The organism is Vibrio sp. Isolate30, assembly GCF_022397975.1.
GTDB lineage: Bacteria > Pseudomonadota > Gammaproteobacteria > Enterobacterales > Vibrionaceae > Vibrio > Vibrio fortis.
The window spans coordinates 236,805-263,205 of record NZ_JAKEUS010000002.1; the positions used below are offsets into that span (position 1 = coordinate 236,805).

The 26,401-nt window shown below is 45.1% G+C and carries 24 protein-coding genes and 1 other annotated feature; of the genes, 12 read left to right on the top strand and 12 right to left on the bottom strand.

Annotation, left to right across the window (positions count from 1 at the left end; all coding sequences use genetic code 11):
* The first annotated feature begins 64 nt into the window (after positions 1-64).
* The 4 genes from L1D60_RS08300 to L1D60_RS08315 all read left to right on the top strand — a co-directional run bounded on the left by L1D60_RS08300 (position 65) and on the right by L1D60_RS08315 (position 4,218).
* The gene (locus tag L1D60_RS08300; RefSeq protein WP_239840658.1) at positions 65-1,684 is read left to right on the top strand and encodes a methyl-accepting chemotaxis protein; all 1,620 of its coding nucleotides are present in this window, start codon (positions 65-67) and stop codon (positions 1,682-1,684) included.
* Positions 1,685-1,696: 12 nt separating this feature from the next.
* Positions 1,697-2,947, top strand: coding sequence for a hypothetical protein (locus tag L1D60_RS08305; protein WP_239840659.1), 1,251 nt, complete (start codon positions 1,697-1,699; stop codon positions 2,945-2,947).
* A gap of 11 nt (positions 2,948-2,958) precedes the next feature.
* Positions 2,959-3,354, top strand: a complete 396-nt coding sequence (locus L1D60_RS08310; RefSeq protein ID WP_239840660.1) for a phosphate ABC transporter substrate-binding protein — start codon at positions 2,959-2,961, stop codon at positions 3,352-3,354.
* 282 nt (positions 3,355-3,636) lie between these two features.
* Positions 3,637-4,218 (top strand): TetR/AcrR family transcriptional regulator, encoded by a 582-nt coding sequence (locus tag L1D60_RS08315; RefSeq protein ID WP_239840661.1) that lies wholly within the window; start codon positions 3,637-3,639, stop codon positions 4,216-4,218.
* 114 nt (positions 4,219-4,332) lie between these two features.
* Here L1D60_RS08315 and L1D60_RS08320 read toward each other — a convergent pair whose 3' ends face one another.
* On the bottom strand, positions 4,333-5,532 hold the full coding sequence (locus L1D60_RS08320; protein WP_239840985.1) for a dicarboxylate/amino acid:cation symporter: 1,200 nt from the start codon (positions 5,530-5,532) through the stop codon (positions 4,333-4,335).
* 529 nt (positions 5,533-6,061) lie between these two features.
* Here L1D60_RS08320 and L1D60_RS08325 point away from each other — a divergent pair.
* Both L1D60_RS08325 and L1D60_RS08330 read left to right on the top strand, forming a co-directional pair.
* Positions 6,062-7,480: a nodulation protein NfeD gene (locus L1D60_RS08325; RefSeq protein WP_239840662.1), complete on the top strand. Its 1,419-nt coding sequence runs from the start codon at positions 6,062-6,064 to the stop codon at positions 7,478-7,480.
* 70 nt (positions 7,481-7,550) lie between these two features.
* Entirely contained in the window at positions 7,551-8,348 is a 798-nt protein-coding gene (locus L1D60_RS08330; protein WP_239840663.1) for a slipin family protein, read from the top strand.
* A 103-nt stretch (positions 8,349-8,451) separates the two neighbouring features.
* Here L1D60_RS08330 and trpA read toward each other — a convergent pair whose 3' ends face one another.
* The 7 genes from trpA to L1D60_RS08365 form a co-directional block, all read right to left on the bottom strand.
* Positions 8,452-9,258 carry a tryptophan synthase subunit alpha gene (gene trpA / locus L1D60_RS08335; protein ID WP_239840664.1) on the bottom strand — a complete coding sequence of 269 codons (807 nt, stop codon included), beginning with the start codon at positions 9,256-9,258 and terminating at the stop codon, positions 8,452-8,454.
* Complete coding sequence (trpB, locus tag L1D60_RS08340) at positions 9,258-10,448, bottom strand: tryptophan synthase subunit beta (RefSeq protein ID WP_239840665.1); 1,191 nt, start codon at positions 10,446-10,448, stop codon at positions 9,258-9,260. The genes trpA and trpB overlap by 1 nt, the downstream gene beginning before the upstream one ends.
* 141 nt (positions 10,449-10,589) lie before the next feature.
* Positions 10,590-12,017, bottom strand: coding sequence for a bifunctional indole-3-glycerol-phosphate synthase TrpC/phosphoribosylanthranilate isomerase TrpF (gene trpCF, locus L1D60_RS08345; protein ID WP_239840666.1), 1,428 nt, complete (start codon positions 12,015-12,017; stop codon positions 10,590-10,592).
* 24 nt (positions 12,018-12,041) lie between these two features.
* Positions 12,042-13,040, bottom strand: a complete 999-nt coding sequence (gene trpD, locus L1D60_RS08350) for an anthranilate phosphoribosyltransferase (protein ID WP_239840667.1) — start codon at positions 13,038-13,040, stop codon at positions 12,042-12,044.
* Between the two features lie 9 nt (positions 13,041-13,049).
* Positions 13,050-13,658, bottom strand: a complete 609-nt coding sequence (locus tag L1D60_RS08355) for an aminodeoxychorismate/anthranilate synthase component II (RefSeq protein WP_239840668.1) — start codon at positions 13,656-13,658, stop codon at positions 13,050-13,052.
* Between the two features lie 2 nt (positions 13,659-13,660).
* Positions 13,661-15,256 (bottom strand): anthranilate synthase component 1, encoded by a 1,596-nt coding sequence (locus L1D60_RS08360; RefSeq protein WP_239840669.1) that lies wholly within the window; start codon positions 15,254-15,256, stop codon positions 13,661-13,663.
* A 125-nt stretch (positions 15,257-15,381) separates the two neighbouring features.
* Positions 15,382-15,496: a sequence feature (Trp leader region), on the bottom strand.
* The gene (locus tag L1D60_RS08365; protein ID WP_239840670.1) at positions 15,443-15,568 is read right to left on the bottom strand and encodes a Trp operon leader peptide; all 126 of its coding nucleotides are present in this window, start codon (positions 15,566-15,568) and stop codon (positions 15,443-15,445) included. Its footprint overlaps the feature before it by 54 nt.
* 118 nt (positions 15,569-15,686) lie before the next feature.
* On the opposite strand from L1D60_RS08365, the gene L1D60_RS08370 reads away from it, so the two are divergent.
* The 3 genes from L1D60_RS08370 (at position 15,687) to rluB (ending at position 18,425) form a co-directional block, all read left to right on the top strand.
* On the top strand, positions 15,687-16,604 hold the full coding sequence (locus L1D60_RS08370; protein WP_239840671.1) for a PHP domain-containing protein: 918 nt from the start codon (positions 15,687-15,689) through the stop codon (positions 16,602-16,604).
* Positions 16,604-17,224 (top strand): L-threonylcarbamoyladenylate synthase, encoded by a 621-nt coding sequence (locus L1D60_RS08375; protein ID WP_239840672.1) that lies wholly within the window; start codon positions 16,604-16,606, stop codon positions 17,222-17,224. Before L1D60_RS08370 ends, L1D60_RS08375 begins: the two co-directional genes overlap by 1 nt.
* A gap of 160 nt (positions 17,225-17,384) precedes the next feature.
* Entirely contained in the window at positions 17,385-18,425 is a 1,041-nt protein-coding gene (rluB, locus tag L1D60_RS08380) for a 23S rRNA pseudouridine(2605) synthase RluB (RefSeq protein ID WP_239840673.1), read from the top strand.
* Between the two features lie 168 nt (positions 18,426-18,593).
* On the opposite strand, the gene L1D60_RS08385 is transcribed toward rluB, so the two are convergent.
* The 3 genes from L1D60_RS08385 to yeiP all read right to left on the bottom strand — a co-directional run bounded on the left by L1D60_RS08385 (position 18,594) and on the right by yeiP (position 20,083).
* The gene (locus L1D60_RS08385; RefSeq protein WP_032549306.1) at positions 18,594-19,076 is read right to left on the bottom strand and encodes an RNA methyltransferase; all 483 of its coding nucleotides are present in this window, start codon (positions 19,074-19,076) and stop codon (positions 18,594-18,596) included.
* A 98-nt stretch (positions 19,077-19,174) separates the two neighbouring features.
* Positions 19,175-19,504 (bottom strand): HI1450 family dsDNA-mimic protein, encoded by a 330-nt coding sequence (locus L1D60_RS08390; protein ID WP_032549305.1) that lies wholly within the window; start codon positions 19,502-19,504, stop codon positions 19,175-19,177.
* A 9-nt stretch (positions 19,505-19,513) separates the two neighbouring features.
* A complete protein-coding gene (gene yeiP, locus L1D60_RS08395; RefSeq protein WP_239840674.1) occupies positions 19,514-20,083 on the bottom strand; it encodes an elongation factor P-like protein YeiP in 570 nt (189 codons plus the stop codon).
* A 137-nt stretch (positions 20,084-20,220) separates the two neighbouring features.
* Between yeiP and L1D60_RS08400 the strand changes: the two genes are divergently transcribed.
* Positions 20,221-20,988, top strand: a complete 768-nt coding sequence (locus tag L1D60_RS08400) for a nucleotidyltransferase domain-containing protein (RefSeq protein WP_239840675.1) — start codon at positions 20,221-20,223, stop codon at positions 20,986-20,988.
* Positions 20,989-21,102: 114 nt separating this feature from the next.
* Here L1D60_RS08400 and L1D60_RS08405 read toward each other — a convergent pair whose 3' ends face one another.
* Entirely contained in the window at positions 21,103-23,466 is a 2,364-nt protein-coding gene (locus L1D60_RS08405; RefSeq protein WP_239840676.1) for a DNA polymerase II, read from the bottom strand.
* A 439-nt stretch (positions 23,467-23,905) separates the two neighbouring features.
* On the opposite strand from L1D60_RS08405, the gene uvrY reads away from it, so the two are divergent.
* Together uvrY and uvrC are read left to right on the top strand one after the other, a co-directional pair.
* Complete coding sequence (gene uvrY, locus L1D60_RS08410) at positions 23,906-24,550, top strand: UvrY/SirA/GacA family response regulator transcription factor (RefSeq protein ID WP_032549301.1); 645 nt, start codon at positions 23,906-23,908, stop codon at positions 24,548-24,550.
* A gap of 15 nt (positions 24,551-24,565) precedes the next feature.
* On the top strand, positions 24,566-26,398 hold the full coding sequence (gene uvrC / locus L1D60_RS08415) for an excinuclease ABC subunit UvrC (protein ID WP_239840677.1): 1,833 nt from the start codon (positions 24,566-24,568) through the stop codon (positions 26,396-26,398).
* Positions 26,399-26,401 lie beyond the last annotated feature (3 nt).

Here is a 26,401-nt window from a genome sequence, read left to right on the forward strand (position 1 = left end):
ATTCACCAAAAAAATGATCTAACGGTAACATAATTGTCAATTTGCGATAATTAAATAGAACATTATGCTGCTGTCTCGTTATATCAATATAAAAGTACAATTTGTTGTTCTTTTATCAATTATCTCGCTCAGTTTAGCGGCGATAATTACCATCAATGTATTTATCCACCGTGATAATAGCCAACGACTCACCCAATTAGAGTTAAGTTATTACCCTGCGTTAGAGCACGCCACTAAAATAAATTCTCTGTTGCCAAATGTGCGACAGCAATTTGAAGCCGCTGTGATCATGGAAGATGAACAGGCCATCGATTACGCACGCCAAATATCCGCTGATCTACAAGTTGAAGCCAATGAAGGAGCGAAGGTCCTACCTTCACAGGCTTATTCGTTTAATCAATTGTCACTTGCATTAAAGAAATACACGGAATCTGCGTATGCGCTAAGTCTGGATTTCATTAATTTAAATGACTCCTTTGACAACCTCACTGCTAGGTCAAATAAGTTAAGTGCTGAATACGATGCATTGCTCGCGTTAAGTGATGCGTTGCGTTCTTCAGCGAGCCAAAACGTTGTTGACACCATTTTTCACTCAGAGAACGCTGCAAATGATGCTGCTCAACAATCAGTATGGCTTGGCATTTTCTTTATCTTGTCTGTATTTGCCGTCGGCTATGCAATCTTTAAGTCCGTTATCAATTCAATTTCATTGGTAACCGAAAAAATGCAAGCCATCGCGACGGGTGATGGCGACCTGACTGTTCGTATCGATTATTCCGGTAAAGATGAAATCGCTATTTTAGTACAAAGCGTTAATCAGTTTATCGAGAAGCTTCAGGGGATCATCGCAAGCACCTTGAGCATTGGTCAGGAGCTGGAAGTTGTTAGCGATAAGATTCGCAGTGAATCCCATCAAACCTTGGCGTTAAACAGCACTCAACGTGACCATATCGAAGAAGTTACGGAAGCGGTTAACAACATCATAGCTCTCATAGAGCAAGTTGTAGGCTTTGCATCACATGCTGATTCACAAGCACAGAAGGCGAATACAAGTGCACAAACGGGTACTCAAGTTGTATTGAAAACAAGCCAAGAAATAGAAGAATTGGCAAGCAACATTCGTGATACGGCGACCAAATTAAAACAGTTAGACAAGAATGCGAGCAACGTCGGCTCAATATTGAGCACGATACAAAGCGTTGCGGAGCAAACCAACCTACTTGCACTAAACGCTGCCATTGAAGCCGCTCGAGCGGGTGATCATGGACGTGGCTTTGCTGTTGTTTCAGATGAAGTTCGTGTCCTAGCCAATAATACCCAGCAATCTGCAACAGAGATTAATGCACTACTTGGTGAGCTCAAGTCTGGCTCTAATGCTGCAGTAGGTGCGATGGATCAAGGTCTTGCAAGCTCCTCTCAAGCTGTTGGAGATGCACAGAACGCAGGGGACTACCTACTAGAAATCAGCGGTCAGGTTGAGGAAATCACCGAACTTAATCGCCAAATAGCGAGTACGACTGAACATCAGGCTCGCGCTTCAAAACAAATTCATACCCATATGGATGATTTTAGACAGTGCTCTCACCAAGTATCTCAGTCTACCGATCAATTAGAAGCTCTGAGTCACCAACTCAGTGACATCGTTACAGAGCTAAGTAAATCAACTTCACAATTCAAAGTATAACGGAGAACAATAATGACTAACTCCCCATTTCGCTTATTGCCTGTAGCAGTAGCGCTTGCGGCGTCGTTCGCAACACATGCTGCAGATGAGCAAAAATTGGCAGAGCTAGAGAAAAAGGTCGCGATCCTTGAAGCGAAAGAACAAAACTCAATGGCTGATAAATTTAGTTTCAATGGCTTCGCGTCTTTAAACATGCAATTAGGTAATCAAAACCATGGTTTTATGAAGTCGGAAAACAAAGTGCGTTTTGATGAAGGTTCTTTGTTCGGTTTACAAGGTGAGTTCGAAGTCAACGATTCGACTTCAGCAGTAGTTCAAATGGTCGCTCGTGGTAATAAAAAAGAGAACTGGTCTCCAGATATAGAGTGGGCATTCCTAAGCCACAAAGTGACACCTAACTTGACGGTTCGCGGCGGTAAGCTACGTTTGCCACTGTTTATGTACTCTGACTACTTAGAAGTTGGTTATGCGCAAGTTGGCGTGAGAGTTCCTAATGAAGTATACGGCTCAGTGGTTTTAACCTCTCTTACAGGTGGTGACTTCATTTACGATATGGAACTGGAAGACAGCACGCTTTCATTCCAAGGCTTTGCTGGCTCACAGAAGCTGTCGGCATCAAAGCATAGCTACAACGCTGATACTCAGTTTGATGACATCGCTGGTGGTGTAGTGAATTGGACTGACGATACTTGGATGCTCCGTGCCGTGTACGCTCAGTCGGTGATTAGCTCTTCTACAAACTGGAATGAAAACAACCAGTCAGTGCTAAATTCAACGTTTGATGATGACAAAGCCAAGTTCTACGGTGTGGGTGGTCGATACGAAAATGGCAATCTAATGCTGGTTTCTGAAGTCACTCGCACAACTGTTGAAGGTTTTTACTACGACGTGGATGCTGCTTACCTAACTGCGGCATACCGTCTGGATGAAGTAACGCCATATGTGACAGTTTCACATATGGAAACACAGGACGATGACGAGAGAAATGCAACGGTAAACCGTCAGCTTGCAAATCTACTTCAAAATCCTAGTAGCATCCAAGCTCGATACGCATACGGCTCCGCGAAAGCGCTGGCTGATAAGCTAAACACACAACGCACTACCTATAGCATTGGTGCGCGTTGGGACTTCTTACCAAATATTGCGCTCAAAGGTGACATTAGCTACCTAACTGGCTTTGGTTCAACGAATGGTGGCGTGGCATCGGAATATAAGAACGACGACAACATCTTGTACACAATAAAAGTTGACGCAGTATTTTAAGGAAGAGAATCATGTTGAAAAAAACATTAGTAGCAGCTGCTCTTCTTAGCAGCGTAAATGCGTTCGCAGGTATAGTTGTGGTCGGAAGCCCTTCGATGAGTGAACTTGATGCATCGACAGTGAAGAAGTTGTATTTAGGTAAGGCTAAATCGCTTCAAATTGAAGCCGTTGAGTTGGAGGATGGACATCCAATGAAAAGTGAGTTCCACCAAGCCATCACTCAAAAGACAGAAGCACAATTACAAGCATACTGGGCTAAACGAGTATTTACAGGTAAAGGCCAACCACCTAAAGCTGTAGGGCAGGAAAGTCTAGCAAAAGATATGGTTGCTAGTTCTTCGAATACGATTGCTTATATCGATGAATCTTTAGTTGATAGCTCTGTTAAAGTCATCTTAAAACTCTAGACTTATATGTGGCGCTCAACATGAGCGCCACTCTTACATTAGCTTACGTACGGCTAGCGGCTCTTACTGAACCCTTACATGTTATCGCAAACTTCTATGTTATTGTTTGTTTGAGTAATTACTCAGTTCGATCTAGTTACATTTCAAGAACACCTATTAATTGTAGCCTTCATCTTGCCGGTTATTTAGCGGTGTCCTAAATGTGTTTGTTCCATATTGAGATTGTTTATTCGAGTTATAAGATGTGTTGTATATGTAAACAAGCGGGTGGAATACAATCTGATGCCAAATGAGAAAAGAGAAGAAATATTAAATTCAGCAGAAAAATTATTTATTTCTCAGCCTTATAATAAAGTATCAATTCGCTCTATTGCAAAGTCAGCAGGGGTAAGTCCTGCATTAATTCTGTATTACTTCAATAATAAAGAACAGCTTTTTGATCAGCTCATTGAAGAGCATACGAATCGTTTTGAAGAACAATTTTCAAAGTACCAAAGAGTAGAAGGGGTTCAACTACAACAGTTAATCTCTGAGCTTATTGATTTTTGGGAAAGCGCACCCAATGTTTTTTTGTTTTTTACTCTCGGTGGTAGTTCGTTTAATCACGAAAATGTACAGAGACTAAAAGAATCAAAGTTTGGCTTCATCTATCACAAAACCCTTGAAAACCTCCTTTATTTAGTTGATGGCTGTAACGAATCCAACTTTCATTATTACCAAATGTTGATGAACTCACTGGTTTCTCAACCTTATTTAGAGTCAAGGAAGAAGAAACTTAATTCTGAAAGCTCAAATTTTAATTTAAATCAATATCAGGAAGTGATAGCGAACTTACTAAAGAACGAAAGTAGCTATTCATATTAAGCCACTTCGAATGGCAAGGCGCAAAACCTATTAAAGTCGTTCTCGTAAAGCTCTTCTATAGAAAACGAAAAAGCCACTCATGGAGTGGCTTTTTGCTTATCGGTGGAATCGAAATTACGCTTGCTGCTTCTGTAGCTCAGCTTCTTTCTCTTCGTCTTTGATCAGAGAGTCAACGATCACTGCACATGCTGCATCACCAGTGATGTTCAGCGCTGTACGAATCATGTCGAAGATACGGTCAAGAGCGAACAGTAGTGGTAGACCTTCGATCGGAATACCAGCCGCTAGCAGTACTGCTACAACTAGGAATGATGGACCTGGAACACCAGCTTGACCGACAGCGCCAAGAGTTGATGTTACGATGATTGCGATGTACGCGCCCATTGATAGGTCGATGTTGAATAGTTGTGCAAAGAAGATAGCAACTAGGCCGTAGTAAATCGCATTACCAGACATGTTGATTGTCGCGCCTAGAGGCAGAACAAATGATGCCGTTGAGTTACGAACACCTAGCTCGTTCTCTACAGTATCCATAGTCACAGGCAGCGTTGCCATTGAAGATGCTGTTGAAAGCGCAACAGCTTGAGGTTTCTTCATCGCAGTTAGGAATTTCTTCGCTGATGTCTTTGTGAAGATTTGAATCATCAGTGGGTAAGCAACGAAGCCAAATACTAGGATTGCAGCAACGTAAACAACGAATAGCTTGAACACAACCATTAGTGCGCCGAAACCAAACGTACCAACCGCTTCAGCCATTAGGCCGAATACGCCAAGAGGAGCGATGATCATTACTTTGTTGATCATCCAAACCATAGCGTCAACGATCGCATTTACACCATTGATGATTGGCTCACGCTTCTCTTTCGCTTGCTTAGAGATTGCGATACCAAAGAATAGGCAGAATACAAGGATTTGAAGAATGTTTGCTTCGTTTAAAGACTGGAAAACGTTGGTTGGGATCATACCTGTGATGGTAGCCCAGAAAGTTGGAAGTTCGCCTTTCGATGCATACTCAGATGAGAACATACCTTCAACACCAGAAACGTCGATACCGCGTCCTGGTTCGAATACTTCACCCATGATTAATGCAAGGGCAACAGCCAGTGCAGAAGTCATTGCAAAGTAACCCAAAGTAGTGATACCTACTTTACCTGCTGATGAGCTATTACCTAGGCCAGCTGCACCAGAGATCAGTGCAACAGCTACCAATGGGATAACCAGCATCTTGATCAAATTAATAAAGATCGCACCTAGAGGAGCGAACATGGTTGCGCTCTCGCCCATCATGGCACCCACTACAGTACCTACGATCATAGCAATAACGACTTGAATGCCGATATTGCCTAGTAAACTCTTTTCTTTTAACACTTCCGTTACCTCTGTGCTACAAAATGTAAAATTCCCAGAACTACATGCCAATGTACGTCGTACCATTGGATGAATATTTCGTGAAGAGTTTTACACGTATCTGTTACATTTATCAATATGAGCAGGGATGAAAGTCCGTCAAAAAACGTGACGAGAATGTTGTTTGGCGATCTTTTGCACTAAAGCAAACGTTTGCCTTGGTTTTTTGAAGTGATGCTATTTGTTTAATTTATAAAACCATTACAGGCGTGTGTTTTGTGAATGCTTTCAAACTTCGGTATCTGACTCACGTTTATTAACATTTGATTTTCATTTTTGCGCTTTTTTTACTCGTTATGGTTCGAGGAGATGCCAGCATGTTTGTTGTGCGAAATTTAGCCTGAACTATGCTTAAGGTATCGAGTTATTACCAAGATGTTACCTCTGCGCTTTCAATAAAACGTCTATCTAGCATCTCAGTTGTAAGGAGAGAGGCATGACTTTTATATTAAAGTGCCTGTTTGCGTTTCTTCTGCTGTTCAGCTCTGCATTTTCTCAAGCTGATGAGGTTTGGGTTATAGAGGTGAATGGAGGCATAGGCCCCGCGACCAGTGATTACCTCACGAGAGAAATAGAACAAGCTCATGATGAGCAAGCCAAGCTCGTCATATTGAAAATGAATACGCCCGGCGGGTTGGATTCGTCGATGCGTGACATTATTCGTTCCATTACCACTTCACCTGTTCCCATCGCGACTTGGGTTGGGCCTGCAGGCTCACGAGCCGCCAGTGCCGGAACCTATATTTTACTCGCCAGCCACATTGCTTCTATGGCACCCGGAACGAATCTAGGCGCCGCTACACCGGTATCTCTTGGTGGCGGGAAAGCGCCTTCTGACCCTCTATCCCCGCAAGATGACTCTAATCAAGAGGATAAAGCGAATGAGAGCGAGCAGGGCGATATAAACCAAGAGAACTCTGAACAAGTAAAAGCAACGACGGCGATGGAGAAGAAAGTTATTAATGATGCCGCTGCTTATATTGTGAGTTTGGCCAAACTGCATAATCGCAATGAAGAGTGGGCAGAAAAGGCTGTCAGAGAAGCCGCGAGTTTGGACTCTGAAAATGCACTTGCCCTCAACGTGATTGATTTCATGGCGAGTGATTTACCGCAATTAATCGAGATGACCAATGGACGTAATGTCACCATTAATGGCGTGAGTCAGGAAATACAGCTTAACGACGTTGCCTTTGTAGAGCGTGAGCAAGATTGGCGCTTTAGTTTGCTCTCGGTGCTCACCAACCCGAATGTGGCTTACATTCTCATGCTTATTGGCATCTACGGTTTGCTCCTAGAATTTTATAACCCTGGAGTGGGTCTGCCGGGCGTACTTGGGGGTATTTGCTTGCTGTTAGCGATGTACTCTTTGCAAATGCTGCCTGTCAGTTACGCTGGACTTGCGTTAATACTGCTCGGGATTGCTCTGATGATTGCTGAAGCTTTCAGTCCAAGCTTCGGTATTTTCGGTTTAGGTGGTGTAGCGGCGTTTTCACTTGGCTCAATCATGTTGATGGATACTGAGGTACCGGGTTATCAAATTGCTCTGCCACTAATCATCGGTATTAGTTTGTTCTCTGTGGCGTTTATTGTCATGACGATATCTATGTTAGTTCGTGTGAGGAACAAGCCTGTCACAACAGGGATGGAAGCCGTTGTGGGGGAAACTGGCAAAGTGGTTAGCGGTTTCCCTGGCTCTGGAAGAGTTTTAGTTGAAGGAGAAGTCTGGCAAGCCAAATGTATCAGTGAACTGCAAGTAGGACAGAGCATTAGAGTCACTAAGCTAGACGGACTTTTGTTAGATGTAGAAGCGTTGGACGTTGAAGACCATGTTGGAGGATCGTCGACTAAGTCTTGATATCTGCAATACCAAGCTCGATGGTTTAGTTGAAATCTCCTTCGTTATCGTTACTAGTAAGGGGGCGGTTATGTTTATACACACAATAGGTATTGTTGTTGTGCTCGTTATCTTATTAATAGCGAGCATGTTTAAAGTGCTGCGCGAGTACGAGCGTGCAGTGGTCTTTTTCCTCGGGCGTTTTTATCGCGTCAAAGGGCCGGGTCTGATCGTCATCATCCCGTTTATCCAACAAATCGTAAGGGTCGATCTACGAACCATCGTCTTGGATGTCCCTACACAAGACTTGATCACCAGAGACAACGTGTCGGTGAAGGTGAATGCCGTGGTCTATTTCCGCGTATTAGATCCTAAGATGGCGATCAACAATGTTGAGAACTATCTGGAAGCGACAAGCCAACTCTCTCAAACGACGCTGCGTTCGGTGCTAGGGCAGCATGAGTTGGATGAGCTTTTATCAGAGCGGGAAGAACTCAACAAAGACCTTCAAGCGATATTGGATCAGCACACCGACAATTGGGGCATCAAAATAGCCAATGTAGAAATTAAACATGTCGACCTTGATGACAGCATGGTGAGAGCGCTCGCTAAGCAGGCGGAAGCAGAACGTGCTCGTCGTGCTAAGGTGATACATGCCACGGGTGAGCTGGAAGCATCGACTAAGCTCCAAGAAGCAGCAGATGTATTGAATAAGTCACCGAATGCGATTCAATTGCGATATATGCAGACGTTAACAGAAGTGGCGAACGAGAGAACCACAACGATTGTGTTTCCAATGCCAGTCGACTTAGTGGACAAAATTACCGATCCCCTTAAAGCAACACTGAATGAAGCCGCTATTAAAAAGGCGATGAAATCTGACGACTAGTTGCTTAGCGGTAAGAGAAAAAATACGTGTTGAGAATAACGAAAAAAGCGCCCAAAGTCGGGCGCTTTTGCTTGTTAAAGGGGGGGTTAACCAATACTGGCGACTACTTTTGTGTTGCCGCTTTCATTGGTGTGATGAACTCAGCCAGCTTCTCAAGCATTAGCTCTGGTTGCTCAATATTCTGCTCGATGATCTTAACAACCGCTGAACCAGAAATAGCACCTGCAGCGCCTGCTTCAATCGCTTCTTTCACTTGCTCAGGTGCTGAAATACCAAAACCGAGTAGTGCTGGTGGCGCGTTGAATTGGTTTAGGCGATCAAGCATGTGTCCAACTGGCATGTTTGCTTTTGTCTCTGCACCCGTTACACCGGCACGTGATAGTAGGTAAGTGTAGCCACCGCCAAGCTCAGCCACTTGCTTCAGTGTCTCATCGCTTGCTGTTGGTGGTGCGATGAAGATAGGGTGAATTCCGAACTTCTCTGCAGCCGCAACAAACTCTGCGCTCTCGTTAGTTGGAACGTCAGCAATCAGAACAGAATCGATACCAGCTTTTGAACAGCGCTCGTAGAAGTCTTCAATACCGCGGGAGTAGACAAGGTTTGCATACATTAGAAGACCGATAGGCAAATCCGGGTACTTCGCTCGAATCTTACCAATCTGCTCAAAACAGATATCTGGGGTAGCACCTGAATCTAGCGCACGAATGTTTGCACCTTGGATAGTTGGGCCATCTGCCAGCGGATCCGAGAATGGAATGCCTAGCTCTAGTGCGTCAGCACCAGCTTCGACTAAAGTTTCCATAATCTTGTAAGACTGCTCTGCGTTTGGATCGCAAACCGTTACGAACGGTACAAATGCGCCTTGGTTTTTATCGTTTAGGCGCGCAAACATCTTCTCATAACGGTTCATTAGATAGCTCCTTTTTCTTCTAAGATGGCGTGTACGGTGAAGATGTCTTTGTCACCACGACCTGATAGGTTAACAACTAGAAGTTGTTCTTTTTCTGGATTCTCACGAGCCATTTTCAGTGCGTGTGCTAGTGCGTGAGAAGATTCAAGCGCAGGGATGATACCTTCGTTGCGCGCGATCTCTTGGAAAGCTTCTAGTGCTTCATCGTCGGTTACGTTGTCGTATTCTGCACGGCCAATCGCATTAAGGTGCGCGTGTTGAGGGCCAACAGATGGGAAGTCTAGACCTGCTGATACCGAGTAAGACTCTTCAACCTGACCGTTAGAGTCTTGCATGAGTGGCGCTTTCATACCAAAGAAGATGCCCGTTTTACCGTGTTTAAGCGGTGCACCGTGCTGGTCGGTGTCGATACCTTTACCCGCAGGCTCAACACCGATTAGACGAACGCTCTCTTCTTCGATGAAATCAGCAAACATACCGATTGCGTTTGAGCCACCACCTACACAAGCGATAACCGCATCAGGTAGACGACCTTCACGAGCTAGGATTTGATTCTTAGTCTCTTCGCCAATCATACGTTGGAAATCACGAACGATAGTTGGGAATGGGTGAGGACCTGCAGCGGTACCAAGTAGGTAGTGCGCGTCTTCGTAAGTTGCAGACCAGTCACGTAGCGCTTCGTTACATGCATCTTTTAGGGTTGCAGAACCAGAGTGCACAGGGATAACCTCTGCGCCCATTAGCTTCATACGGAATACGTTCGGGCTTTGACGCTCAACGTCTTTTGCACCCATGTAAACGCGACACTTAAGACCAAGCAGTGCACAAGCCAGCGCTGTTGCTACACCGTGTTGACCTGCGCCAGTTTCAGCGATGATCTCTTCTTTACCCATACGCTTTGCAAGCAGAGCTTGACCAAGCACTTGGTTGGTTTTGTGCGCACCACCGTGAAGTAGGTCTTCACGTTTTAGATACAGTTTAGTTTTTGTACCTTTCGTTAGGTTACGAGTAAGCGTCAGCGCCGTTGGACGGCCAGCGTACTCTTGAAGCAGCGTCATGAACTCACTGCGGAATTCTGGGTCAGCTTGAGCGTCGATAAACGCTTGTTCCAGTTGCTCTAGGGCTGGCACTAGAATCTGCGGTACGTATTGACCACCGTATTCACCAAAGTAGGCATCAAGTTTAGCCATCGTGTTATTCCTTCAATTTGCTTGGTATGTCTGCATACCAATATCTTTAATCGTGTAGAGCACCTCAATGCAATGCTCTGAAATAGGGTCTGTAGTCTGTCTACAGTGAGTTTTTAACTCTTAAGCTTGGGTGCTAATCGCTTAGTAGTGGCGAATTGCAGCAAATGCTTGATTCAGTTTCTCGGCGTCTTTTTTGCCCGGAGCAGTCTCAACACCAGAATTGAGATCAAGCCCTAAGCAACCTAAAGCGGCGGCTTGCTGTGCGTTGTCTGGGTTCAAACCACCCGCTAACATCACAGAGCTCTGATCGTTAATCAGTTGCCAGTCGAATACTTGACCTGTTCCACCCGTTTGAGTACCGACTTTTGCATCAAGTAGATGGCGAGATACGTGACTATCAAGCAGTGTTGGTAGTGAGTCTTCGACACCATACGCTTTCCAGATCTCGACATGTTCTGGCAACTGGCCTGCAAGCTCTGTGACGTATTGTTGTGACTCATCACCATGCAGTTGAACACCATATAAACCAAGCTCTTTCACGGCATTGATAACGCTAGATTGGTCATGGTTTTGGAATACGCCAATGTATTTCAGAGGCGCACCACTCATGGTTAAGCGTGCTGCCTCTAGGTCGACACAACGCTTAGACGCTTCAACAAAAATGAGACCGCCAAAAACAGCACCTGCTTGGTAAGCCTTAGCGGCGTCGTCAGGGTGCGTTAAGCCACAAACTTTGTTTTCACCTAGTGTTACTTTGCGAACTGCAAGCTCTAGGTTTTCTTCAGCCATTAATGAGCTACCAATAAGGAAGCCGTCAGCAAATGTCGCTAGGTCTCGCACTTGCTGATGAGTGTAGATACCAGACTCTGAAATCACGACCGCGTTTGGTGCCAGTTCACGAAGCAATGGTGCCAGCTCTTTGGTACGGTTTAGGTCGGTGCTTAGGTCACGAAGGTTACGGTTGTTGATACCAATTACTTTCGCATCTAATCCCACAGCGCGGTGCAGTTCTTCTTCATTACTGACTTCAGTTAGCACACCCATGCCTAGTGAATGAGCAACTTCCGCTAGTTCACGGTACTCATCATCGTTCAGTACAGACAGCATCAGTAGGATAGCGTCTGCTGAGTAGTGACGAGCTAAGTAAACCTGATAGGTATCGACCATGAAGTCTTTACATAGGATTGGTTGTTTAGCAATGCTACGTACTTTAGGTAAGAATTCGAAATCGCCTTGGAAGTACTTCTCATCAGTGAGTACTGAAATCGCGTTTGCATGGTTGTTGTATACCGATGCAATGTATTCAAGATCGAAGTCGTCACGAATCAAGCCTTTAGAAGGCGACGCTTTTTTACACTCGGTGATGAATACGGTTTGCTCTTGGCTTAGTGCATCATAAAAGCTGCGGTCTGAAGCCGTTAGCGTATCTTTGAACTCATTTAGCGGTTGCTGCTGTTTACGCGCTTCCACCCACTGGTATTTGTCGCGAACGATCTTTGCTAATACTTCGGCCATTTCTGCTTCTTTGACAGAAACGTGAGTTGATAACTTTTCGTTTGTCTGTGTCATCTTTCTAGTCTCAAATCTCGTTCGTTATGCGTGGTCGGCAAGTTGTTGTACAAGCTCATACGCTTTGCCTGAGTTCATCGCTTCTAGTGCTGTCGCTGCGTTAGCTTTTAGATCTTCATGGCCAAACAGGCGCATCAATAGAGCAACGTTTACTGCAACAGCACCAGCTTGAGCTTCAGTTCCTTTACCTGTAAGGATATCGGTTGTGATTGTTTTGTTCTCTTCCGGCGTGCCACCCTTGATAGCTTCTAACGGGTGTTGATTCAGGCCGAAATCTTCAGGCGATACCGTGTACTCGTGAATCTGACCATCTTTGATCTCTGCAACAATCGTTTCGCCGTGAATCGCCACTTCATCTAGGCCACTGCCGTGAACAACAGCTGCGCGCTTCATGCCCATTTGCAGCATGGTTTCAGCAATTGGTCGAACCAACTCTTTGCTGTAAACACCCATCAGTTCGATGTTCGGGCGAGCTGGGTTAATCAGGGGACCAAGGATGTTAAAGATAGTGCGAGTCTTCATGGTTTGACGAACTGGCATCGCGTGACGCACACCGCCGTGATATTGCGGTGCAAACAGGAAAGCAACACCAAGCTTATCAACGGCAGTGCGAGTGTCTTCTGCACTCATCGCTAGGTTAATGCCGAACTTGTCGAGAAGATCCGATGAACCCGATTTGCTTGAAACGCTGCGATTACCGTGTTTTGCGATCTTTAGACCACAAGCCGCAGCAACAAAAGCAGAAGTCGTAGAGATATTAATTGTGTCATGTCCGTCGCCACCTGTACCAACGATGTCAGCAAAGTCGTAATCAGGGCGAGGGAAAGGGTTGGCATTGGCTAGCAATGCTTTTGCTGCACCTGCAATCTCTTCTGGTGTTTCGCCTTTAATTTTGAGTGCGGTTAGCACTGACGCCATCAAGATAGGGTCAAGTTCGCCTTTAATGATGATGTCGAAAAGCTGTTGGCTTTCTTCTTGAGTAAGAGATTGTTGGTCGTAAAGCTTATTAATAATCTGTTCCATGATCGTGTCCTATTTTCCATTCTTCTCAAGAGTCGTGTTCTTTTCTAACGCCCACTCAATGGCATTTGCCAATAGAGTTGCGCCGTATGTGGTCATGATGGATTCAGGGTGGAATTGGAAACCACACACTTTGTCTTGCTCTTGAACCACTGACATCACCAAATCGTCTACTTCTGCAGTGATGGTTAGGCTTTCTGGTACGTGTGTCGCAACCAAAGAGTGGTAACGTGCAATCGCAAGTGGAGATGGCAAGCCTTGATAAGTAGCGTGATTGTCGTGTTCCATCATCGACACCTTACCATGAATGATTTCGCCAGCGCCTGCAACTGTACCGCCATACGCTTCGACAATTGCTTGGTGACCAAGGCAGATACCAATCATCGGCACTTTGCCTTTTAGGCGTTGAATCAGCTCTGGCATGCAGCCCGCATCAGCAGGAGCCCCAGGACCTGGAGAAAGTAGGGCGACAGGATTGTCTAGTTCATTGATCGCTGCTTCTACCGCTTCTGCAGGGATATTGTTGCGGTAGATTTTTACGTTGTGGCCCAATGAACGGAACTGGTCAACAAGGTTGTAAGTAAAAGAGTCAAAGTTATCAATAAATACGATATCAGCCATGATTAAGACTCCTGCTTACTTGATGTTTGCTTAGGTGCACTATGAGCCGCTTGAATTGCGGAGATGACTGCTTGCGCTTTACCGCGCGTTTCATCTGCTTCTGCTTGTGGGTCTGAATCGAAGACCACACCGGCGCCAGCTTGAACTTGGGCAATCCCATTTTCTACATAAGCAGAACGAATCACGATACAAGTATCTAGCGTGCCTTCACCGGTTAGGTAGCCTACCGCGCCGCCATAGCTGCCACGACGCGTCTGTTCAACATCGCGAATCAGCTGCATAGCACGAATCTTAGGTGCGCCAGTTAGCGTGCCCATGTTCATACAAGCTTGGTAAGCGTGCAGGGCATCAAGGTCTTCACGAAGTTGGCCAACAACTCGAGAGACTAAGTGCATCACGTGGCTGTAGCGGTCTACCTTAAGAAGGTCGGCAACGTGGCGAGTGCCAGCTTCGGAGATTCGAGCAACGTCGTTTCGCGCTAGGTCAACCAACATCATGTGCTCGGCGTTCTCTTTTTTGTCTGTACGTAGCTCTAATTCAATTCGGCTGTCTAGGTCGAAGTCGATTTGTCCATTAGGGCGTTTGCCGCGACGACGAGTACCTGCGATAGGATAGATCTCAACTTGGTTGGTCTCTTTCTCATATTTCAGGGCACTTTCTGGAGAGGCACCAAACAGAGTAAATAGCTCATCTTGCATGTAGAACATGTAAGGACTTGGGTTGCTCTGTTTTAGCTCTTTGTATGCCGCGAGTGGTGCAGGGCAAGGCAGAGTAAAGCGGCGAGAAGGAACCACTTGGAATACGTCGCCTTTCACCACGTACTCTTTTAGGTCACGAACCGTTTGGCAGAAATCTTCGTCAGAGACACTTGGTACAGCTTCAACGTTATCAAGAGGGGTGACTTCGGCAATCTCTTTTAGCGATTTACATTGAGTTTGGATATCTGCTAAGCGCTCAGTTAGGCGAGTCTTGATTGCTTGGTCTTCTGAGAAAACGCTCGCGTGAAGCAGACCTTCGTTTTGTTGGTGGTCAAAACGCAGTAGTGTTTCGGCGACATAGAAGACAAAGTCAGGGCAGTTGTTTGTCGCTTCTGCATCGCCAAGTGGTTCGAAGTTTGCCACGATGTCGTAAGCGAACAGACCAGCCATGAATAGCGCGTGTTTATTGTTTGGATCTTGTTTGAAGCTGTGTTGAACCAAGCGAAGTGCATCAAATGAAGACGCTTCTCTTAAACGAGAGTCTTCGTCTAGGTTAATGCTTGGTTGGGTAAAGGTTAGAGTCAGTACATTGTCTTTTAGTTGAGATTCAATGTCTGACTTCACGTTTGCGTTTAGATGTTCGATCAGGTGTTGACCGTTGTCTGTTAGAGCTTGGAAAGTGACCTGATGACCTTCGCATACGATACGCACGGCAGAATCGATAAGCAGTAGGCTAGTGAGGTTTTGCTTTGACTCAATCTCGGCAGACTCTAGCAACAAGCTGTCTGTTTTATTTTCACACAGTGTGTGGAATACGCTTGTTGGATCTTGCGAGTAAGGAACGGTCGCATTGATGACATCAATCGTTCCCAGCTTTTTGATTTCAATGGCCTTGTTCACAAGACCTCCTTTATGATTCTTTAAATTTCCTGCCGTACATAGTCGCATAAAGATACCGTTCGCCCAATCTAGAATCTGGTCAATTCGTTGATTTGTTAGTCAGTTGAATGTGAGATGTCCGACAAATTAAAAAGCCCGCTATGAAAGCGGGCTTAGTGATAAACTTTTTATAAACAAACTGTTTAATTAGAAGTACACGTTAGCCCACCAAGAACTTGTCCAAGTGCGCCACCAATTAAGCTCTGAACTTGCTTCTACTGAAGAAAGTTCTAAAACTTTATCTTTATGGTGCTGGTTAAATTCTTGTAACATAGTGAGCCTATAAATAAAGGTACTTCGTATTTGTGTACTAGTTAACTAGTTCAGGGCTCGCAAGTCAAGCCCAATAAAGCAAATATCGTGTTAAATGCAAAAATAATGAACAGAAAATATGAGAATTGATCTACATAGCCATACCACAGCTTCAGATGGACGACTGACACCACCTGAGCTGATTGACCGTGCGTTAAGCTTCAATATTGAAGTTCTGGCTATTACCGATCATGACACAGTTGATGCACTTGAAGAGGCGCATCGTTATATCCTTGATAATAAGCTGCCGATCCAATTGATTAACGGTATCGAAATTTCGACCGTTTGGCAGAACAAAGACATCCACATCGTGGGTTTGAATGTCGACCCAGAATCACCAGAGCTCAATGCGTTGATTGAACAACAGAAGCAGCATCGCATTGGACGCGCGGAATTGATCGCTCAGCGACTTGAGAAAGCGACGCGTGAAGGCGTATTAGAGGAAGTGAAAGCGATAGCGGGTGATGCGCCTATTACTCGTGCTCATTTTGCTAAATGGCTGGTAGATAATGGTTATGCGAAAACCATGCAGCAAGTGTTTAAGAAGTTTCTGACTCGCAATAACCCAGGTTACGTGCCACCAACGTGGTGCAGTATGAGCGATGCGGTGACGGCTATTCACGCAGCTGGTGGACAAGCGGTGCTCGCTCATCCAGGGCGTTATGGTTTTACCGCTAAGTGGGTAAAACGTCTATTGACTGCATTTGTTGAAGCGAATGGTGATGCGATGGAAGTTGCCCAGCCACAACAAGCGCAACAAGAAAGACGCACTCTTGCTGATTATGCTATACAATACAAACTATTAGCCTCTCAAGGCAGCGATTTTCATTACCCGTCTCCGTGGATGGAGTTAGGGCGCAATCTTTGGCTGCCTTCTGGGGTCGAAGAAGTATGGAAAGATTGGGAGTTTCAAACGGTTTCGTCACCTGAAACATTACCAGACGAACAAGCTCCTTCTGAAGATAGAGTCGAGAGACTCGATAATGAGGAAAAATAATGAGCCAGTTTTTTTATGTACACCCAGATAACCCACAAGCTCGTTTGATTAATCAAGCCGTAGCTATCGTTCGTAACGGTGGTGTTGTGGTTTATCCAACAGACTCGGGTTATGCTCTTGGCTGTCAGCTTGAAAATAAACAAGCGTTAGATCGTATCTGTCAAATTCGTAAAATCGACGATAAGCACAACTTCACGTTACTTTGTCGTGACCTTTCTGAGCTTTCTCTTTATGCACGTGTTGATAACACTGCATTTCGTCTATTAAAAGCGCATACGCCGGGCCCATACACGTTCATTTTTAAGGGAACGAAAGAGGTACCACGTCGTCTAATGAACTCGAAGAGAAAGACGATTGGTATTCGTGTCCCAGACAACAAAATTGCCTTAGACCTTTTAGATGCTTTAGGTGAGCCTTTGATGTCAACATCGTTGATTTTACCGGGAAATGAGACAACAGAGTCTGATCCTGAGGAGATCCGCGATCGTCTAGAACACGCAGTCGATGTGATTCTAAACGGGGGCTACTTAGGTGAGCAGCCAACAACGGTTATTGATTTTAGCGATGACGATCCTGTGGTACTTCGAGTAGGCTCAGGCGACCCAGAACCGTTCGAATAAGCCGGATACTCGTTCACATCATGTTACTGTGTGTTCTACGGTAATGTGTAAATAACGAGTGATTTTTCAAAGGTTCTTTGCGATAATGCGCGACCGCGATTTTGGTCGCGTATATTTCATTCGACGTCTGTGAAGACGACAATTAGGTAGAAAAGAGTAAATGAGCGAAAAATTACAGAAGGTTTTAGCGCGAGCTGGTCACGGTTCTCGTCGCGAGCTGGAAGCTTTAATCAGAGCAGGTCGTGTTAGTGTTAACGGCCAAGTCGCGAAATTGGGTGAGCGTCTAGAAGACGAAAATTCAGTGATTCGTATTGATGGTCACACTGTATCAGGTAAAGCGTCTGAAGAAGTGGTTTGTCGCGTACTTGCTTACTACAAGCCAGAAGGTGAGCTTTGTACTCGCCACGACCCAGAAGGTCGTCGTACTGTGTTTGATCGTCTACCTAAGATCCGTGGTTCTCGTTGGATCTCGGTTGGTCGTCTTGATGCAAACACATCAGGTCTACTGCTGTTCACTACTGATGGTGAATTGGCGAACCGTCTAATGCACCCAAGCCGTCAAGTTGAGCGTGAATACCTGGTTCGTGTATTCGGTGAAGTGACAGAGCAGAAGGTTAAGAACCTTGTTCGCGGTGTTGAGATTGAAGATGGTATGGCTCGCTTCGAAGATGTTGTTTACGCGGGCGGTGAAGGTATGAACCATACTTTCTACGTAGCGATCAACGAAGGTCGTAACCGTGAGGTTCGTCGTCTTTGGGAATCCCAAGAAACGACAGTAAGCCGTCTAAAACGTGTTCGTTACGGTGATATCTACCTAGACAAGAAACTGCCTCGTGGTGGTTGGAAAGAGCTAGACCTTCAAGAGGTTAACTACCTACGTCAATTGGTAGAGCTGAAACCTGAAAAAGAGACGCTACTGGATCTTGATCCATCAAACACATCACGTAAACGTGAGCGTTCTCGTAGCCAGAAGATTCGTCGCGCAGTTAAGCGTCACGAAGAGCGCGCAAATGCGCCAAAAGGCCGCAGTAACCAGCCTAAGCGTAAGAAGCCAGCGACTCGCGGTACAACGACGCCAGATGCAGGTCGCAGCGCACCAAGCAGCAAGGGCAAGCCAAGTAACTCTCGCTCAGGCAACGGTTCTCGTGGCAACAACACAAACCGCCCGAACAAGCCAGCTAAGCCAAGAACTCGTCAGTAATTAACGACTTCTTTTGAATACTAAAAAACCTGCTAACTTAGCAGGTTTTTTTACATCTAGAAGAAGGTAAAGGTGCTGGATTCGAGTAATCGAGTAACGCAAACATATTGCTGTAATCGACAGTAAGCGTGCTCTTCGCATCTCTTATCTCTTAACCCGTCTCTTTGACTATTTATGATTCGAGAAGTTGTCGCCTTTTGCCATGCGATCATAAAGAATCACGTTCACTGCAGCGGCGAGGTTCATACAACCATTGGTTGGAACATAAATCGTCTCACGACAGAAGTCGGTGATCTCTTTCTTCAGCGTGCCATCTTCAGGTCCGAAAATGTAGAAAGCGCGGGGAGGGTGTTTGTACTCAGGCAGAGGCTTGGCACCTTCAATCAAATCGACAGCTACAGGTACGCACCCAACAGGAATAATGTCTTTTAGGTCTTCAACACCAATCAGTGGAAGCTCTAAGTGTTTCTCTTTTGTGTCGGTATGGAATTGACGCGCGTGGTCGTAACGTGTACCTGTGTAAAACACAGAATTTGCGCCGTAACAGCCAGCGGCACGCATAACGGAGCCAACATTTTCAGGTGTCTTTGGGTTTACTAAGCCAATACAGGCATAGCCTTTTGACTGAGTATCAGTTTTAGCTTTGGTCATAATGTATCGCGGTGAAATCGGTGACAAAAATTAGCCGAGCACAGAGCTCGGCTAAGATATTGGCCTGCTCGTTAAATAGAGCAGCACAAGCTTAAGTTCTAGTCACGCTTCCAAAGCATGTGGCAGAACTTATGGTCTGGGTCGCGGCTGATTAGCATACGAGCGAAAACGTCATCAAGTACATCGTCTTCTTCGTTTACTAGACCAATGCGAATTTCAGCGTAGATCTCTTTGTCGACTTCAAAGCCAACATGACCGACCCAATCGTCACCCGTTTCAACAAGTTCAGCAGCACCACGGTCTTCGAACTGTGCAGTGAATAGAATCACGTCTGCAGGCTCAAGGTTATCCGGTGCCATCTCAAGGAAGATGTCGTATGCAGTATCGATTGCATCATCATAAGACATTAAGTCATTAGCTTCAGTCATATCAGTATCTTAGCTTGCGCGGTTCATGTATTTACGTTCAGCAGTGTTGATCACAACTTTATCACCTGTTGCGATGTACTCTGGAACTTGAACTGTTAGGCCAGTAGCGAAACGAGCTGGTTTAGTACGAGCTGATGCAGAAGCGCCTTTGATTGACGGGTCTGTTTCTTCGATAACCAGTTCAACAGAAGTTGGTAGTTCAAGTGTTGCAGCGCTGCCGTCGATTAGGATAGCGTACATGCCTTGAGTCTCTTCGTTGATGAAAAGTAGCTCGTCTTCGATCATTTCACCGTTGAAGATGTATTGTGTGTAATCTTCGTTATCCATGAAGATGTACTCGTTGCCGTCAACGTAAGAGAACATGACTGCACGCTTAGTTACGTCGATAGTTTCAACGATCTCATCAGCCTTATGACGAACTTCAGCTTTTACGCCAGTTGCTACGTCGTTACCACGGAAACGGTAGATCTTCTGACCACCACGACCACCTGGTGTCGTGATTTCGATGTCTTTAACTAGAAGTGTTTTGCCATCAACGTCGATCGCAAAACCTTTTTTAATTTCACTTGCTCTAGGCATTTTGTGTTTATCCTTATTGGTTCTATCCGCTGATTATATCTCGGAGAACCTATAAATAGGAATAGCTTGAATCATAAAGTCTCCTAAGCGATCATAGGGAAATAGTTAAATCACTCAATTTATTGACGAACTCACTTATGCAGTTACCTGTTATTGACCCGAAAGTGCCTTTCCAGCCTGAGTTTCAACCTGTGGTAAACGACCTGATTACTTTTTTAAAAAGTGGTTTAGGTTCGAACCTTCACAGCATTTACATCTATGGGAGTGTGGCAAAGAAAACGGCAACGCCAGGGAAATCGAATCTTGATGTTGTTGTCGTTACACACCGTTCGTTTTCTGATCAAAGAACGACACTGCTTAACACCATTAAGTGGCGCTTCCAAAAAAGTTTTCCTCAGGTAACTCAAGTCTCTATAAAGACGGCTCTAGTCAGTGAAATTGTCGATTTCGAGAACATCTTTACTTGGGGTTTTATGCTTAAACACCTCGCCGTTTGTGTGCATGGTGAGGATCTGTCTGACTGTTATGGTGATTTTGAAACCAGTTGGGAGATCGCTAAACACTGGAATATGGATGTCGAAAACTGGCTAGCGGTCTATCGCAATAAGATTGCCAGAGCTGCGACGCTTGAAGAGCAGATTGCCGCACAAGTCATCATCACTAAAAAGCTACTCAGAGCCAGTTACTCACTGATCATGTACCGAGATAAATATTGGTATGACGATCCGCTAGAGTGTGGCCAACAGTTTTTGAAATACCACCCAGACAGAGAAGTAGAAATTCAGCGCTTAGGGATTTTGCTTGCAGGCAGACCTGTACCGAAACGCTCCGTGATTGGCATATTAGACGGCTTTGGCGAGTGGTTGGTTAAACAGTACCAAAAAACTGAATTTAGAATCGGCTAGTTTTTACGTTCCAGCAGATAATAGAAAGCAGAAGTCTGAGGCTTCTGCTTTTTTGCGTTTGGTTTGTTGGCAGTAGCTTTAGAGCGAATCTAACTTTTAGAGCAAGACTAACTTTTAGAATAACCCTAGCTGTTGACCGCTGACTTGCTCAAAATCGAGTCCGATAAACGGCAATATCGCTTCTGCGACGGGTTTTAGCTGCTTATCAATGTAATGTTGATAGTCGATTCCGCTCTTCAAATACTCTTTGGGCTCAGGGCCGTTCAGGGTGATCAAATATTCGATGCGACCTTTGTTTTGATATTGAAGAGGGCGGCCTAATTTATCGTTTATCTCATCCGCCATGCGTGCCGCTCTTACTTGAGGCGGAATGTTCTTTTGATATTCGTGGAGCTTACGTCGCAAGCGTTTTTGATAAACTAGTAGGTCGTCGTGTTCTCCAGCAGCCGTTTCATCAACAAAACGACGAACATAGTCGGTTGGGTCTTGGTCATGGAAAACCATCTCATACAAAGTCTGCTGAAAACGCTGCGCTAGTGGAGTCCAGTCGGTGCGGGCACTTTCGAGCCCCTTGAATACGATTTTTTCGTTACCCACTTCACCAATCAGTCCAGCATAGCGTTTCTTTGAGCCTGTTTCTGAACCTCGAATGGTCGGCATCAAGAACTTGCGATAGTGAGTCTCGTACTCCAGTTCGAGTATAGAAGTTAGGTTGTATTTGTCTTTGAGATGCTGGGTCCACCATTCGTTAATGTAAGCCACCAGTGATTGACCTATCTCATCCGCATCTTCTTGGCTGTAGCTGCCATTTAGAGAGACGAAGGTCGAGTCAGTATCCCCATAGATGACTTGATAGCCCTTATCCTCGATGAGAACTTTGGTCTGTTTCATGATCTCGTGGCCACGCATGGTAATCGAAGAGGCCAAACGCGTATCGAAGAAGCGGCAACCGGACGAGCCTAAAACCCCATAGAACGAGTTCATGATGATCTTGATGGCTTGGGAGAAGGCTTTCTCATTGTTCTTTTTAGCGACATCACGTGCCGCCCATAAGGTCTCGATCATCTCAGGTAGAAAGTGTTTACTACGATGGAACTGACCACCGCGAAAACCTTCAACAGCCTGATGTTCTTCGCGACCGATGTCTTGTTTTAACCCTTCGATTAAACCCATTGGGTCAATTAGGAAAGAGCGGATAATAGAGGGGTAAAGGCTCTTGAAGTCGAGAACCAATACTGAATCATAGAGATTAGGGATGGAGTCCATCACATATCCACCAGGGCTGGCAATCCAGTTTTCTGGCTGTAGATTGGGAGCGATGTAACCAGCTCTATGAATTTGAGGCAAATATAGATTAGTAAAGGCAGCCACTGATCCACCAACACGATCAAGCTCAACACCGGTTAGGCGAGAACGTTCGATAGCAAACTCTATTAAGTGAGTTTGCTCAAATATGCGATTAACCAAAACACAATCTTGAAGGTTATATTTGGCCAGAGAGGGCTTATCGAACTTAAACATTCGATTTATCTCATCCATACGGTCGTGAACGTTGTGTATGTCTTTACCTTCACCGAGTAGCTCTTGGGAAACGGATTCTAGAGACCAAGATCTAAAGTGATAGGTTGCGGTTTTGAGCATATCGATGCCGTCCAAAACCACACGCCCAGGGATAGTGATAAAACCTTGTTGGCTTTGAGCTGAACTGCGGAAAAAACTCGGTTGATTGTCACGGCCGATATTGAGCTTGATTTTGTTCCATTCAGCCCGCTTGTTAAGCAAACGAAAGTCAAAATCGATCACGTTCCAACCAATAATGACATCTGGGTCGTAGCGTTTAAACCAATCAATCATCGCTTCTAATAGGGCGGCTTCATCCTTTACCCATTGAATAGCCGTATCGGCTTCTTGCTCTGGGCCGACCATAATGACGCGACTGTCCATTGGGCTGTCGAGGCCGATAGAGTAGAGAATTCCCTTCTCTGAACACTCGATATCCAGTGAGACGACGGAAAGGGTAGGTAAGTAGTCGCCCGCTCTACATTTGGTGTTAGTAACACGCTGATGCTGAGCTCGAGAAGTGACGTTACCCGTAAACTCAATGCTGCCTTTGATGAACCTTTCCATTAAGAAGCGATCAGCAAGACGAATATCGGCTTCGAACGTAGTGATTGATTCTTGATTGAAGGCTTGGTTTAAAGCGTTGCTCTCACGGACTAGTTGAGTGTAGCAACCTGCGAGTGGTGTGTGCGAGAAGTTGGTGAGCTCCAAGGCTTTTATCTCACACTCAATACCTGCTTCTTTTGCGAGCGTGCGGCAAATCTCGATATTAGATTGCTCGATGAAGAAAATTGGGCGTTCACCTTTTACGGTGAGTAGGGTGGGTCCATTCGGGGTGCTGACCCAAATATCAATTTGAGTCTGACCTGAGAAGTCCCTTGCTTGTCTTGTCAGCACAAAGCCTTGCTGAATATCCAATATCGTCGCCTGTAATATTTACTGCTCTTGAAACAAGATGCGATTCTAGCACTTAGTGCAGATGCTGATACAAAAGTCGTTAAAAATAGCCAGTTTTTTTTGCTTTTAGCGACTCGATAACGGGACTTATAGAGCAAAAAGGTGAATTTGTAACAATTGTTCAAATCGCGGTATTGAAAATATATTTATCTTGTGTAAATTAAATGGTCGGCATCTTAACTGATTGTTTTTTAATAAAGCTTAGTCGAATAACTGTGGTTCTTGTAAATAAGTACTTGCTAAAGTTCGTGTTTCAGCACATATTCAACAGAGCTTTTTTTAACGATCTACGTTAAGATGTACAGCAATGCTGCGATCCACTGTTCCTTTATTCAATTGTTTCAATTAGATGAATCAATGCGGTGGTTGCAGAGCCAATTAATAGTGTGGAGATACAAGTTTGATAAATGTTTTCCTTGTAGATGATCACGAGCTGGTTCGCACAGGGATACGACGTATTATTGAAGACGTCCGTGGAATGAACGTAGCAGGGGAAGCTGAAAGCGGTGAAGAAGCTGCAAAATGGTGTCGTACTAACAATACAGACGTCATTTTGATGGATATGAATATGCCTGGTATTGGTGGCTTAGAAGCAACCAAGAAGATTTTGCGCTTTAACCCAGACATTAAAATCATCGTTTTAACTGTTCATACGGAAAATCCGTTTCCAACTAAAGTGATGCAAGCTGGGGCTGCTGGTTACCTTACTAAAGGAGCAGGTCCGGACGAAATGGTTAATGCAATTCGCGTGGTAAACAGCGGTCAGCGTTACATTTCACCAGAAATTGCGCAGCAGATGGCACTAAGCCAATTCTCGCCTGCCTCTGAAAACCCATTCGCTGATCTCTCTGAGCGTGAACTTCAAATTATGATGATGATCACCAAAGGTCAGAAAGTAACGGACATTTCAGAACAACTTAATCTAAGCCCTAAGACAGTGAATAGCTACCGCTACCGACTGTTCAGTAAGCTAGACATCAGCGGTGATGTGGAGCTTACTCACTTAGCGATTAGACACGGAATGCTAGACACCGAGACCCTCTAGCACTGAGATTATATAGTGACATCCTCATTTGACTCAGTCTCATTCCTAAAGACCGTAACAGAACAGCCTGGCGTTTATCGTATGTATAACGCCGAGGCTGTTGTTATTTATGTCGGCAAAGCAAAAAACCTCAAGAAGCGCCTTACTAGCTACTTTCGTAAAAAAGTAGATAGCGAGAAAACGCGCGCCTTGGTCAGCAATATTGCCAAGATAGACGTAACGGTCACACATACCGAGACAGAAGCCCTAATCCTCGAGCACAACTACATTAAGCAGTACTTACCTAAGTACAACGTTTTGCTGCGCGATGATAAATCTTACCCTTATATCTTCATCAGCGGTCATAAGCACCCAAGACTGTCAATGCACCGTGGTGCAAAGAAGAAAAAGGGTGAGTATTTCGGGCCATATCCTGATTCTGGGGCCGTGCGAGAAACCTTGCACTTACTGCAAAAGATATTCCCAGCCCGACAGTGTGAAGATACCGTCTATGCCAATCGTACTCGTCCATGTCTGATGTATCAAATTGGCCGATGCGCCGCGCCTTGTGTCAGTTCAATCATCTCTGATGAAGAGTATGCAGAATTGATTGGCTACGTGCGTTTGTTTTTGCACGGGAAAGACAATCAGGTCTTGGAAACTCTGGTCCAGAAAATGGAACAAGCGAGTCAGCAACTTAAGTTTGAACAGGCCGCAACATTTCGTGACCAAATTCAGGCTATCCGCCGTGTGCAGGAGCAGCAGTACGTATCTGACGACTCAATGGAAGATATGGATGTGCTTGGCTTTGCGCAAGAAAATGGCGTCGCATGTATTCATATTTTGATGATTCGTCAGGGGAAAGTCCTTGGCAGTCGAAGTCATTTTCCAAAGATCCCAAATAACACGGTTAGAGAAGAGGTCTTTTCAAGCTTTTTGAGCCAATACTACCTTGCGCACAATGAAGCAAGAACTATTCCTACTCGTTTGATCCTCAATGCTGACTTGATGGAAGACGTTACGCCAATTCAACAAGCTTTGTGTGAAGTTGCGGGGCGAAAGATCCACTTCAATACTAACCCTTCCGGCACCCGGGGGCGCTATCTTAAATTGTCGAACACCAATGCGTTGACGGCGATTACCACCAAGATTAATCATAAAATGACGATTAATCAGCGCTTCAAAGAGCTTCAAGATGTCTTGTCTATGGACGTCATCAAGCGCATGGAGTGTTTTGATATCAGTCATACCATGGGTGAGAGCACCATCGCGTCTTGTGTGGTGTTCAATCAAGAAGGGCCCGTAAAGCAGGAATATCGTCGCTACAACATCACGGGTATCACCGGAGGCGATGATTATGCAGCAATGGGGCAAGCGTTAGAGCGTCGTTACTCCAAGCAACTCGATGTGGACAAGATTCCAGACATAATCTTTATCGATGGCGGTAAAGGCCAACTGAACCGTGCTCACGAGATTATCTCTCAATATTGGGGGGATTGGCCTGTTCGACCAAGAATGATGGGTATTGCGAAAGGGGTTACTCGTAAACCTGGTCTTGAAACCTTAATCACTCTAGAAGGTGAAGAGTTTAATCTGCCGACAGATGCGCCTGCTTTACACCTGATTCAGCATATCCGTGATGAGAGCCATAACCATGCAATTGCCGGTCACCGAGCGAAGCGTGGTAAAACACGTCGCACAAGTGCACTTGAAGGAATTGAAGGGGTAGGGCCGAAGCGTCGCCAAGCACTTCTGAAATATATGGGTGGATTGCAAGAGCTTAAGCGTGCAAGTGTAGAAGAAATAGCCAAAGTGCCGGGCATTAGTCATTCTTTGGCAGAAAACATTTATCAAGCATTGAAACAATAGTAA